The 12,950-nt window shown below is 60.9% G+C and carries 11 protein-coding genes; 9 read left to right on the top strand and 2 right to left on the bottom strand.

Annotated elements, in window-relative coordinates; translation table 11 throughout:
* Positions 1 to 42: 42 nt before the first annotated feature.
* The 5 genes from CHB96_RS22040 (at position 43) to CHB96_RS30355 (ending at position 3,570) form a co-directional block, all read left to right on the top strand.
* A complete protein-coding gene (locus tag CHB96_RS22040) occupies positions 43 to 969 on the top strand; it encodes a transporter substrate-binding domain-containing protein (protein ID WP_089250296.1) in 927 nt (308 codons plus the stop codon).
* Between the two features lie 17 nt (positions 970 to 986).
* Positions 987 to 1,976: an amino acid ABC transporter permease gene (locus tag CHB96_RS22035; RefSeq protein WP_245866016.1), complete on the top strand. Its 990-nt coding sequence runs from the start codon at positions 987 to 989 to the stop codon at positions 1,974 to 1,976.
* 14 nt (positions 1,977 to 1,990) lie between these two features.
* Positions 1,991 to 2,773, top strand: coding sequence for an amino acid ABC transporter ATP-binding protein (locus CHB96_RS22030; RefSeq protein WP_371829043.1), 783 nt, complete (start codon positions 1,991 to 1,993; stop codon positions 2,771 to 2,773).
* 217 nt (positions 2,774 to 2,990) lie between these two features.
* A complete protein-coding gene (locus CHB96_RS22025; protein WP_245866014.1) occupies positions 2,991 to 3,167 on the top strand; it encodes a WhiB family transcriptional regulator in 177 nt (58 codons plus the stop codon).
* 265 nt (positions 3,168 to 3,432) lie between these two features.
* On the top strand, positions 3,433 to 3,570 hold the full coding sequence (locus tag CHB96_RS30355) for a hypothetical protein (RefSeq protein ID WP_342746277.1): 138 nt from the start codon (positions 3,433 to 3,435) through the stop codon (positions 3,568 to 3,570).
* Between the two features lie 611 nt (positions 3,571 to 4,181).
* Here CHB96_RS30355 and CHB96_RS22015 read toward each other — a convergent pair.
* Together CHB96_RS22015 and CHB96_RS22010 are read right to left on the bottom strand one after the other, a co-directional pair.
* Positions 4,182 to 5,594, bottom strand: coding sequence for an SLC13 family permease (locus CHB96_RS22015; protein WP_089250290.1), 1,413 nt, complete (start codon positions 5,592 to 5,594; stop codon positions 4,182 to 4,184).
* Between the two features lie 312 nt (positions 5,595 to 5,906).
* Entirely contained in the window at positions 5,907 to 6,380 is a 474-nt protein-coding gene (locus tag CHB96_RS22010; RefSeq protein ID WP_089250288.1) for an Lrp/AsnC family transcriptional regulator, read from the bottom strand.
* 229 nt (positions 6,381 to 6,609) lie between these two features.
* On the opposite strand from CHB96_RS22010, the gene leuC reads away from it, so the two are divergent.
* Genes leuC through CHB96_RS21990 form a run of 4 tightly spaced genes read left to right on the top strand, consistent with a single transcriptional unit; the run spans position 6,610 to position 12,937 of the window.
* Positions 6,610 to 8,019, top strand: coding sequence for a 3-isopropylmalate dehydratase large subunit (gene leuC, locus CHB96_RS22005; RefSeq protein WP_089250502.1), 1,410 nt, complete (start codon positions 6,610 to 6,612; stop codon positions 8,017 to 8,019).
* Positions 8,019 to 8,636 (top strand): 3-isopropylmalate dehydratase small subunit, encoded by a 618-nt coding sequence (leuD, locus tag CHB96_RS22000; RefSeq protein WP_089250286.1) that lies wholly within the window; start codon positions 8,019 to 8,021, stop codon positions 8,634 to 8,636. The genes leuC and leuD overlap by 1 nt, the downstream gene beginning before the upstream one ends.
* Complete coding sequence (locus CHB96_RS21995; RefSeq protein ID WP_089250284.1) at positions 8,629 to 9,399, top strand: RraA family protein; 771 nt, start codon at positions 8,629 to 8,631, stop codon at positions 9,397 to 9,399. The genes leuD and CHB96_RS21995 overlap by 8 nt, the downstream gene beginning before the upstream one ends.
* A 31-nt stretch (positions 9,400 to 9,430) precedes the next feature.
* Complete coding sequence (locus tag CHB96_RS21990; protein WP_245866013.1) at positions 9,431 to 12,937, top strand: indolepyruvate ferredoxin oxidoreductase family protein; 3,507 nt, start codon at positions 9,431 to 9,433, stop codon at positions 12,935 to 12,937.
* Positions 12,938 to 12,950: the final 13 nt, after the last annotated feature.

Below are 12,950 nucleotides of genomic sequence, written 5' to 3'. Positions count from 1 at the left end.
TGCCGCTGTGCCGGTCACTTACCGCAGGATTAGGAGAACTCTATGAAGAACACCCTCGTCAGAACTGTCGCCGCCTGTATCGGCGTAGTCGCCATCAGCGCGACAACCGCGTGCGGAGCAGCGAACTCGGATTCGGCGCCAGCTACTTCGGTCGAGTCTGCCCGTGTCGCCGAGATAGCAGATTCGGTGCCCGCCTCAATCTCTTCCAAAGGCTCGCTGGCAGTCGGAGCGGCGGCCTACGCGCCCGCGGTCATCGCTCCAGGGTCCGGTGGGCAACCAAGCGGCTGGGAGGTCGCCTTGATGAACGAGGCCGCAGCCGTAATGGGCTTGACCGCCGATTACACGATGATTCCCTTCGACGGCATCCTCACCGGACTCGAGGCCGGCCGATACGATGCCGGGGTCGGCGAGGTAGCCGTACGCGCCGAGCGTGTCGAACGAGTGAACTTCGCCGTCAATCACACGACCTCCAACGTTTTCTTGGCTCCAGCAGACAACACACGCGATGAGTACTCGTCCATTCAGGATGTATGTGGTTCGAACATCGGAGTGATGATCGGAACCAACGAAGCGGCGGCGGCGAACGACATCGTGACCGAGTGCGAAAATGCCGGCCAGCAGGGAACCAAGGTCACCACGTTCCAGGATCAGAGCACAGTCAACCTCGCTCTGAGCGAGAGCCGTATCGATGTGGACCTGACATCAGATGGTCAAGCAGCCTACGTTCTCCAGCAAACCGGCGACAAGTTCAAGATCGTTCCGCTGGGATTCGGGCCCACAATCGAAACCGGCGTCGCATTCCAGAAGACGCCCGACGGTGCCGCCCTCGCGAACGCATACGCCAGCGCCATCGACCACTTAATCGCGACCGGTCGTTACCAAGACATCATCGACGAATTCGTCGAGGGGCTCGGCCCCGTCGAGGTCAGCAAAACATACACCGAGACCGGCCAGCTTGCCGGTCAGTGAGTACCCGAGGACCAGACATGAGCAATGCATTGGCTGCTTCCACGACCGACGCCACTCGCCTCGATGCGAAATCGCTTCCTCCCACCGAGATTGTTTCTCTCCGCCATCCATTCCGCACGTTGTCCGCAGTGATTCTGCTATTCCTGATTCTCTGCTTCGCCTATTCGGTCGTGACCAACGAGAACTACGAATGGGACATCGTCGCCAGCTATCTGTTCGATGATCGAATTCTCACCGGCCTCTGGCGAACGTTGATTCTGACGGCCTTCGCAATGTCGGCAGGCATCTTGCTTGGCATCGTCATCGCCACGTGTCGGCTGTCTGAGAACAAGGTCCTGTCCACCTGCGCCAATGCCTATCTGTGGTTCTTCCGTGGCACCCCGTTGTTGATCCAGTTGATTTTCTGGTTCAACCTAGCCGCTCTCTACCCACGCATCGGTCTCGTCCTACCGTTCGGAGGGCCAGAAATCCTCGGATTCGATTCGAATACCGTATTGACCGTGTGGGTCGTAGCGCTCCTCGGGTTGAGTCTGAACGAAGCGGCATACATGGCCGAGATCATTCGAGGTGGGCTGCTGGCTGTCTCCAAGCACCAAACCGAAGCAGCGCGGGCTCTGGGCATGAGCCAGTCCTTGTCGTTCCGCAGAATCATTCTTCCGCAGGCCCTACGGGTCATCGTCCCACCGACAGGGAACCAAGTCATCGGGATGCTGAAGTACAGCACCCTGGTCAGCATCATCGCTCTGCCGGATTTGTTGTACTCGGCCCAGCTGATCTACTCGCAGAATTTCCAAACGATTCCGCTGCTAATAGTCGTCTCTATCTGGTACCTGCTGTGCACCACGGTTCTCACCGTCATCCAGCGGTATATCGAGAAGTACTACGGCCGTGGAATGCAACCCTCGAGCCCGACTGCACCGAAATCGCGTAAGCAGGCGCGGATTCGAGGTCGCGGATCGGTAGCACCCCAGCAATCACCGTACAGCGCGACGAAGGTGGAGCCATGACCATCAACAGCGGGATGACGAAACGAACCACGATTGAAGATCCGATCGTACGGATTTGCGGTCTACACAAGAGTTTCGGCGATCTCAAAGTACTCGACGGAGTCGATCTAGAGGTTCAGCGCGGCACCGTCGTCGCGATACTCGGCCGGTCCGGATCCGGCAAGAGCACGATGCTTCGATGTGTCAACCATCTCGAACGGCCGACAGCCGGAGCTGTTGTCGTCGACGGCCAGGTAGTCGGATACAGGATGAAAGCGGGAAAACTGCACGAGCTGACTCCGCTCAAAGTCGCGGCACAACGCGCAAACATAGGAATGGTTTTCCAATCGTTCAATCTCTTCCCGCACATGACGGTGCTCGAAAACCTGTTGGAAGCCCCTATTCGAGTCTCCGGACGGCACAAGCAGTCCTGCATCGAGGACGCCCACCGCTACCTCCACCAGGTCGGACTCGACAGCAAGGCGGATGCTTACCCGGGCACTCTGTCCGGCGGCCAGCAGCAACGGGTTGCCATCGCCCGCGCTCTCATGATGAACCCAAGCGTCATGCTCTTCGACGAACCCACCTCTGCCCTCGACCCAGAGCTGGTCGGAGAAGTCCTGGACGTGATGAAGGGACTCGCGCGAAGCGGAATGACCATGCTCGTCGTGACTCACGAAATCGGCTTCGCCAGGGGAGTCGCTGACGAAGTGGTGTTCATGTCGAACGGGCAGATTGTCGAACAAGGTCCACCGTCCCAAGTGATAGACAACCCTCAGCACGACGACACCAAAGCCTTCCTACGAAATCTGTTGTGAGACATACCGTAAGGGCGTGAGCGTTTACATGTGGTCAGCAGGGGCCGACGTCGACGACGCTGGTCGAGACATGGAGCGCTGTCTCGACCAGCGGACGGGCTGCGGACCCGGGCCAACTATCTCTCATTTCACAAGGAACTGTCAGACATGAACAATCGTCGATCGCATTCGATTCGACCGACGTGCGAAGTCTCGCGACAGCGGACCAGCCCGGTCGTTGAAACCGGAATGGGAGTGGCAGCGGAACGCCGCATGCCGAACTCGAGATTCGGACATCTTCTACGCCGACGACGAGCGACCCGCAAAACGCATCTGCTCCGGATGCCCAGTGGTACAGCGGTGCCTACAAGTCGCGCTCGACGCGGCGAAGAAGAGGGCATTTGGGGAGGCTTGACCCCTGTAGAACGCCACCGCTATCGCGTTCGAGGGCACTAGATACTGCCGACCGGGCCCCGAAGGCCTTCGTCGAGGAAGCCGGGTCTAGATCGACCGGGTGAAGAGGTCTCCGTCGGGGTCTCGAAACAATCCGAAGCGATTGCCCCGAGGCATGGTCGTCGGTGACCAGACGATGTCCTCTAGTTGTGGTTCCAGTCGTACGAACCTGGCATCGACATCGATGACCTCGAATTCGATGACGATCGAACGGTTGCGCTTAGGAGCTGGAGGCGTTCGTCCGGTCCATCCGCGCTGGGGACGCCCCGTCTCCGAGTTTCGATGACGGCGTAGCGGCTCTCGTGCTCGCCAACGCTGCAGTGGAGTCCGCGCAATTCGGCAGGCCCGTCAGCGTCGACATCTGACGTTCCCACTTGCCATCGGCGTCCAGCGGTGTGAGTGCACAAGCACTCGCAGGGGGATCGTCACCAGATCGACGGTCTTGGACATCAATGCGTGCCAGGCCACGATCTTGCGGGAGAACACGTCGATGATGAACACTACGTACACCCGTCCAGCCCACAATCTGACATAGACATCTCACGCCTGCCAGATATCAAGCGGCAGCGATGTTCACATCCGCATCCAGCAACGAACCGGTCGGCCAGGCGCGGTCGTCGTCCCAGGGTTCGCCCAAGTTTGAGGCACCACCACAATCTGCCGAGGAGTTTGTTCGCGAGGTTGCGCAGGCCGCGTTGTGATGCTCGCCGAGCGCGCGTCGTTTGTCGTAGTGCGCGCGACCCCCTGCTGATTTGGTCAGCATGGAGAAGGCCCACCAGTGGCAGGCGTCGCCGAGTCTGTTGTGGCGGACTTTGCGGGCTTTCACGTAGTGCGATCGCCCCGATGTGCGGGTGATCGGGCGCGGTGCCGGCGAAAGCCCGCAGTCCCGCGGGAGTTTCGAAACGTTGTGGTTCGTCGCCGATTTCGGCGAGGATGCGTCCGAAAAGAAGGTCCTCGGTGCGAACGAAATCGGGTCTTACACAGATGTCGGGAGTACGACGGTCACCCATGCCAGGAGTGGGGCTACCGCGACGACATAGCCGGTGTACTTGAACAAGCTGCGCTGGAACTTGTCTCGATTGTCGACCTGGGCGTTGGCCAGCACCATGACGCCGTTGCTGGACAGTGGGCTGACGTCGACGACGACGGCAGCGAAGGAGATGGCTGCGACGAAGCCGACAAGACCTAGTTCGCCCATCATCAGCAGCGGTGACGCCAGTGGCAGGACGATTCCGAGTGTGCCGATCGATGATCCGACGGCGGAGACTGCTGCGACGGCGTAGCACAGGATGAGTGCGGTCAGCAGCGGTGAGCTGAGTGATGCGGCTGCGTCACCGAGGAATTGCAGCGTGCCGTTCGCCTTCATGACGCTCATGTAGGTGAGCATTCCGCACACCAGAAGCACGGCCGACCAGGTGACGTTGTTGACGGCGGGCTTGTGCTTGTTCGGTGCCAGCATCAGGAGCACGGCGGCGATGACCATCGAGCAGACACCGACGTCGATCTGGAACACTGCGGAACCGATCAACAGTGCGATCATGCCGATCAGAGTGAGTACTCGGATCGGGGTGAATCCCGTGGCCTCGATCTCGTCGAGTCGAGAGGGATCGGTCTGCGGGGCGGGTGAGCCGGTCGTGACGACCATGGGTCCTGCGTCGGGGCGCGCTGCAACGCCTTTCTGTCCGGCGCTCGCTGCTGCGGTGACCAGGCCTCCGCCACGGGGCTGCGGCGCGGGTGCGGATGCGACCGTTGATCCACCGTCGAGGTCGTCGATGTCGATTGTCTGGCTGTCCGAGCGCAGAAGATCGCGGCCTCGGACGAGGAAGACTCCCAGAGCGAGGATGAAGCTCAGTCCGAGCGGAATCAGGTATAGCGCAAGTGGATTGGTCGGCAGGCCGGCCGATTGCAGCCATCCGTTGGTGAAGGCGCCGTAGACGGTGATGGGGGAGAACGCTGCACCGAGAACGCCGTGACTGATCATCATGCCCATGAGCAACGGGTCGATTTTGTAGCGCTTGGCGATGGGCATGGCGATGGGGGCGAGCATGCCGACTGCCAGAACAGATCCCATGGTCATCAGACCCGCGCCGAGAACGAACATCAGCCAGACGATCGCCCACCGCTTTCCGCGGACCAGTTTGAGCGCGCCGGACACGATCAGGTCGACGGTTCCGTTCACGCGGGCTATGCCGAACAGCAGGGTGATGCCGACGATGATGGTGAAGATGCTGCCGGGGAAGAAACCGAAGATGTCGTCCATCGAGAGGCCGGAGAGCCATCCGCCGACGACGAAGGCGGCGGCGAAGGCCAGTACGCCCATGTTGATGGGTGTCATCGTGCCGATCGCGAATAGCGCTATCAGCGCCGCGATCGAGATGAAGTAGATCATCGAGGTAACCCTTTCGGTGATCGCTCGGGGCTGTCCGAGCGCGTCCGGTGGTGATGAACCGCCGACGTGAGCCGATGAATGTAGGGCAGTGCCACACCTCGTAGGGGACTGTGTGTGACGTTACTGCACGCCGCAATCTAAGGGTGATCGCAGTCACAGAATCAACCTCGGAGATCAGAAAGCTTCCAGGTGCTCAAACGCGTTCGAGTTCGCACCCGCGGAGACAGCCACGTGCTCAATATTCGTGATGTCAGGCTCCAGATGCTGCAGCAAATCGTGCTGGCAACGACCAATTGTCCCTTCTGGGCCTTGTCACGACTCGGAGCGCATCTTTTCGATGATCGGAATGGTGCGGGGCCAGATATGCCTGTTGAGGACGATCTCGGACCTGGTGCGTAGGACTCCTTCCGTCTTCATGACGGCACGAAGGACGGTCTCGAAGTGAGCGTTGTCGCGAGAGACGAATCGGCAGAGCAAGTCGCCGTCACCCGAGACGGTGTTGGCTTCGATCAACTCGGGGATTGCTGTGAGGCGGGTCAGCGTTTCGTCGACCTGGTTCTGCGCGATGTGGACGTGCACGAATGCCATGACGCCGTACCCGAGGGGTGCGAGGTTGATCTGCGGCCGCCATGTGACCACGACGCCGGCGTTTTCGAGTTTGTTGATACGGGCCTGTGCGGTGTTGCGTGCGATGTTCAGTCTGCGCGAGTATTCGCGCACGCCGGCGCGAGGTTCCTCGACGATCAATCTCAACAGGTCCAGATCAAGCTTGTCGAAGCCGTTCATGTGTCCTCCATCTGAAGTGTGTCGAAATGCTCCGAATGCGCATTCGGTTCTGTTCCTGCGGCAGCCAATTGAGCATCTGGTAGCTAAATCGATTGGTTGTTTCAGCTCACGGTACATGTGTGGCTATGTTGTGGGTCACGTCGAGGTGCCGGAGATCGTGTCTGCAACAGCCCCGCGGACGCGCAGCGTCACCGCCCCGATACGTCTAGTGGAAGGACTGTGTGCGCTCATGGGAAGTACGTTGGCGGACAAGATCTGGAGCAGTCACATCGTGCGTTCGGCCGAGGGTGAAGCCGATCTGATCTACATCGATCTGCATTTGCTGCACGAGGTGAACACTCCCGCAGCGTTCGCGGGTCTACGTCAATCGGGGCGGACGGTCCGCCGACCGGACTTGACGCTGGGTACCGAGGATCACAACACCCCGACCGACGATGTGTTGCGAACGATCGACGATCCGGCAGCGGTGGAGCAGCTCGATCACATTCGTAGGAACTGCGCGGATTTCGGGATCGAGTTGTACTCGCTCGGTGACTCCTCGCGGGGGATCGTGCACGTCATCGGACCTGAACTCGGACTGACGCAACCGGGAATGACATTGGTCTGCTGCGACTCCCACACCAGTACGCACGGAGCGTTCGGGGTGCTGGCATTCGGCATCGGAACGAGCCAAGTCGAACATGTACTCGCGACCCAGACGCTGCCGATGAACCCGATGAAGAACATGCGGGTTGTCGTCGACGGCGCCTTGCCCCTCGGCGTCAGCGCGAAGGATTTGATCCTTGCGATCATCGAACGGATCGGGACGAGCGGCGGCCAAGGACACGTCATCGAGTACCAGGGTGAGGCCATCGAAGCGTTGTCGATGGAAGCTCGAATGACTGTGTGCAACATGTCGATCGAAGCCGGTGCCCGTGCAGGACTCATTGCGCCCGACGACGTCACCATCGACTATCTGCGTGGACTGCCGCACGTCCCGGCGGGGGCTGCATTCGACGAAGAAGCGCGATACTGGCGCACGTTCTTCTCCGACGACGACGCTGTCTTCGACAAGGAGGTTCATCTCGACGCCTCCACGTTGTCTCCACGTGTTTCGTGGGGAACCAACCCTGCGCAGTCCGTATCCATCGATGCTGTGGTTCCCGATCCCGCCGCAATGATCGACCCTGTCGAGCGCGCTGCAGCCGAGCGAGCACTGGACTACATGGACCTCACTGCCGGTCAGCGGATGCGCGACATCGCCGTCGATGCGGTGTTCATCGGATCGTGCACGAATGGGCGTATCGAGGATCTGCGGGAGGTCGCCCAAGTATGGAAGGGCCGTCGCGTATCCCCGGACGTCCAGGTGCTCCTTGTGCCCGGCTCCGAAGCTGTTCGGGTGCAGGCGATCGACGAGGGGCTCGACGCGGTGTTCTCCGACGCCGGTGTAAAGCTCAGGTACTCAGGATGCTCGATGTGTGTAGCGCTCAACGACGATCGGCTGAAGCCTGGGCAACGAGCCGCGTCCACCAACAATCGCAATTTCGAAGGCCGTCAAGGACGTAGCGTTCGTACTCACCTCGTGTCCCCGGCTGTCGCGGCTGCCACGGCAATCGCAGGTCACCTCGCAACTCCTGCGGACCTGGAAGGAGCACGCTGATGGAGATCTTCACCTCTCACACCGGAATTGCTGCACCACTGCGCGTTTCGGACGTCGACACCGACCAGATCATTCCGGCGCGGTTCTGCGTCGGAGTCACGAAGCAGGGCTACGAGAACGCACTACTGCACGACTGGCGCGCCAAGCCTGACTTCGTACTGAACCAGCCCGAGTATCGGGCAGCAACGGTGTTGATCGCCGGAGACAACTTCGGTGTCGGATCCTCACGCGAGATGGCCGTGTGGGCATTGCAGAACTACGGATTCAGAGCAGTCCTGGCGCCACGGTTCGGCGACATCTTCCGTGGCAACTCTTTGAAGAACGGTCTGCTCACCGTCACTCTGGAACAGTCCGTGATCGACGAATTGTGGGACCGCGTCGAGGAGACGCCGACCGATGAAGTCACCGTCGATCTGGCCGAGTCCGAGGTGCGCTGCGGTGACAGCATCTTCGGCTTCGACCTGGATCCCGATGCACGCTGGCGTCTGCTCAACGGCTTCGACGACATCAGCATCACCCTTCGCAATTCCAGTGATATCGACACCTACGAATGCGTAAGGCGCCGGACACTTCCCACCACCACCCGCATCGCTTCGGAGGCTTCGCAGCATGTCTGAAACGCTCGTCGACTGGAGAAGGACCACGGGAACTGTTCCCCAGTCCAAGATCGCGACCGACCGGGTGCCGCGGCACGACACCGATCTGGCGAGCCGGCTGCTGGAGGTCCCCGACACGTCGTCCGCGGTCGCGGACGCGCTCGACGAACTGGGTATCGGATCGGTTCTCGGATCGACCGGTCTCGCACCGTTGTCGGACGACTCCCGTGTCTGCGGCCAGGCGGTCACGCTCAGATACATTCCGCTCGACGCAGATGTGACTGCAAACCGAAACGCAGGTCGCGGCAAAGTGTTCGGCGACCGAGATCTCTACGGAATAGGCAGCCCGGGGGATGTCGCGGTCATGGACTGTTCGGGTCTGCAGTCCGGTGCTGTGATGGGTGCGCTGTCTGCCAAGTGGGCAGTCAAGGCCGGGATCGCGGGATGCATCGTGGACGGATCGGTGCGCGACAGTGGGTCGATCCTGGCGAGCGACCTTCCGGTGTGGAGTGCGGGGCGCATGCCCGCAGCGGCACGGTATCGATACGAGATCGCCGAGGTCAATGGACCGGTCGTGCTGCGCGGCAATACAGTTCGGCCAGGCGACTACATCGTCGCCGACATCGACGGTGTGTGCATCGTGCCCTTCGAGGACATGCCCCGCGTCGTCGAGTACTGCGAGGAAGCGCAACGTGCCGAAGCCACCTTCGTCGAACGGATCGACGCCGCAAGCTCTTTGGAAAAGCTGATCGAAGGGATGACGCCAGGCACAGCCCCGGCCTGATGCGCATTCGAATCACTATTAAGGACTTTCAATGACCACCACGCTGTCCCAGCGGAATTCGTCGTTCTCGCTCGACGACCGGTACGTACTCGACGACGGATCCATCTACCTGACCGGAATCCAAGCACTGGTGCGGATCATTCGTGATCGTGCCATTCTCGATCGACGACGTGGGCTCCAGACTTCGTCGTTCGTGTCCGGATACGAGGGATCGCCACTGGCGGGATACGACCTCGAAATCGGCCGCAAACGCAAGATCCTTGCAGAGTACGACGTCGTTCATCGACCCGGTGTCAACGAAGAGCTCGCTGCCACATCGGTTCTGGGCACGCAGATGGCACCGCAGATAGGCCACCTGCGCACTGCAGGGGTAACAGGCTATTGGTACGGCAAATCTCCCGGCCTGGACCGGGCGTCGGATGCGATTCGGCATGCCAACCTCGTCGGCGCCGACCCGAACGGCGGCGCGGTCGCACTCGTGGGGGACGATCCCGGCGGAAAGTCCTCGAGTCTGGCGTGCGCGTCGGAAGTCGCGATGGCGGACCTGCTGATTCCGACGCTGTATCCGGCGGATTCACAGGAAGTGCTGGACTACGGCGTCCACGCTCCCTTCCTCTCACGTTTCACCGGACTGTGGTCGGGCCTGAAGATCGTCACTGCCGTCGCAGACGGTGCCAGCACAGCGCAGGTGCATCCGGATCGGATCGATCCTAGCTACGGCGATCTCGGACCCAGTACATACACCCCGAACGCCAACCTCGTCGGACCCAATCTGTTGACGCTCGAACGCAGCCAACAGCTCGATCGGCTTCCGCGCGCACTGGAATACGCACGAATCAACAAGATCAATCGAATCATCGGGGCCAGTCCCGACGACCGAATCGGCATCGTCACCTCGGGCAAGACATACCTGGACCTGCAGGAAGCTCTGTCCATCGTCGGCCTCACACCTGCCGATCTGAAGCGCTACGGTATTCGAATTCTCAAGCTGGGCATGATTTTCCCGGTCGATCCGGAAATCGTGACGACCTTCGCTCGTGGATTGTCCGAGATCGTCGTCGTCGAAGAGAAGCGCGCGTTCATCGAGACGGCAATTCGCGACATCCTCTACCGCTTCCCCAACGCGCCCATCGTCGTCGGCAAGCATGACCCGGGGGGCAAGCCACTCGTCAACGCGTTCGGCGAACTGGACTCCGATCTCGTCGCAGGAACGCTGGCGAAGCGACTGGGCGAGTACGACATCGAGCCGGTACTGCGATACCGAGAGCGCCCCAAGCCTTCTCGGATCTCGCTTCCACTGCTCACCCGCACGCCCTACTTCTGTTCGGGATGCCCCCACAACTCGTCGACCAAGGTTGCCCCCGATTCGCTCATCGGTGGCGGAATCGGTTGCCACGCAATGGTCATGATGATGGACGACAAACAGGTCGGTGACGTCATCGGTCTCACGCAGATGGGAGGTGAAGGCGCTCAGTGGATCGGGATGGCCCCCTTCCTCACCGAGGGCCACTTCGTCCAGAACATCGGCGACGGCACCTTCATGCACTCGGGAAGCCTCGCACTACGCGCTGCCGTGGCATCGGGAGAAAACGTCACCTACAAGCTCTTGTACAACGCGACAGTCGCCATGACCGGCGGCCAGGACCCGATCGGCGGCATGCCCCTCGATCGCCTCACGAATCTTCTTCTCGCCGAGGGCGTCAAGAAGATCGTCGTCACCACCGAGGACCGCGACCGCATCAAGGCACTGAAACTTCCCAAAGGCGTGGATGTCCGCGACCGCGACGACCTCGTCACCGTCCAGCAGGAGCTCGCCACGGTGCCCGGTGTCACCGTACTGGTACACGATCAAGAATGTGCAGCCGAGAAGCGCCGAAAGCGTAAGCGCGGCAAGATGGAAACACCGACCACGCGCGTGATGATCAACGAGCGGATCTGCGAAGGCTGCGGCGATTGCGGCGAAAAGTCCAACTGCCTGTCGGTGCACCCGACCGATACGGAGTTCGGGCGCAAGACCACCATTCACCAATCTTCGTGCAATCTCGACTACTCGTGCCTGAAGGGTGATTGCCCGTCCTTCGTGACGGTGACTCCGGGCCCGGCCGAGCAGCGCACACCGGTACCGGCGGTGGCATCGGACATCGTGGTCGAGCCCGACGTACCGAGCATCGACGACGAGTTCGGGATGCGCATCATGGGTGTCGGCGGCACCGGTGTGATCACCGTGGCGCAAATCCTCGCCACTGCAGCCGTGATCGACGGGAAATTCGTACGAAGCCTCGATCAGACCGGACTCGCGCAGAAGGGCGGCGCGGTCGTGTCGGACGTGAAGATGACCGCCTCGCAGCGTGAGACGGCGTCGAAAATCGGGCAGGGCCGCTGCGGGTTGTACCTCGGCTGCGACTCTCTGGTGGCCACCGACCCGAACAACCTCAAGGTGGCCAGTGCCGAGAGTACGATCGCGGTGATCTCGACGACCGAAATCCCCACCGGCCAGATGATCGTCGATACCTCGGTCCACTTCCCCGAGATCGGCAAGGTGCGATCCGCGATCGACGGCACTACGGCGCGCGCGATCTACCTCGACCCCGCCCAGCTGTCCTTGGAGTTGTTCGACGACGAGCAGTTCACGAACATGTTGCTCGTCGGTGCGGCATTCCAGACCGGCGTACTGCCGATCGGCTTCGAGGCGATCGAACAAGCGATCACCCTCAACGGAGTGTCGGTCGAGGCCAACCTGCAGGCATTTCGACGCGGCCGCCAGGCCGTCGGAGATCCGGAAGCGCTGAACGCAGCCATCGAGGCGAATCGTCGAGCGGCATTCGAACCAACTCCTCCGTCCCCATCGACTGTGTCTATCGCCCGCGAGGTCGATGCGCCGCATGGATCGGAACTCGAGCGAATCGTGGAATTGCGCACCAGCGAACTCGTCTCGTACCAGAACGCCGACTATGCACGCCGATTCACCGCATTCGTCGAGCATGTTCGACGCACGGAAGCACGAGCGGTCGGCGACTCGACTGCTCTGACCGAAGCTGTGGCCCGAAACCTGCACAAACTGATGGCATACAAGGACGAGTACGAAGTAGCTCGGTTGATCCTGGACCCGGAATTCGATGCAGCGGTGACGGAATCGTTCGGCAAGGGTGCCAAGAGGTCGGTTCGCCTGCACCCACCGATGCTGCGCGCACTGGGAATGAAGAACAAGATCTCTTTGGGTAACTGGGCGATGCCAGCCTTCAGGACGCTGCGCGGCATGCGGAAGGTTCGTGGCACCAAGCTCGACGTCTTCGGCTACCACCACATCCGCAAGATGGAACGGGCATTGATCGAGGAATACCGCGATGCCATCGAACAGGTTCTGCTGCTGCTCAATTCGAGTAACCATGCTGCCGCTGTGCGCATCGCGGAGCTACCGGACATGGTTCGTGGTTACGAGCAGATCAAGGTCGCCAACGTCGACGGCTACCACCGTCAGTTGAACCAAATGCTCGGGGAGTACCCCGAGACCGCAGGCAGCGCGAAACTTGCTGTCTGACAGCGTTCGTACC

It is taken from the genome of Rhodococcoides kyotonense (assembly GCF_900188125.1).
Lineage (GTDB): Bacteria > Actinomycetota > Actinomycetes > Mycobacteriales > Mycobacteriaceae > Rhodococcoides > Rhodococcoides kyotonense.
Note: the sequence above shows the minus strand (reverse complement) of the source record. Positions and strands in the feature narration are given on the sequence as shown.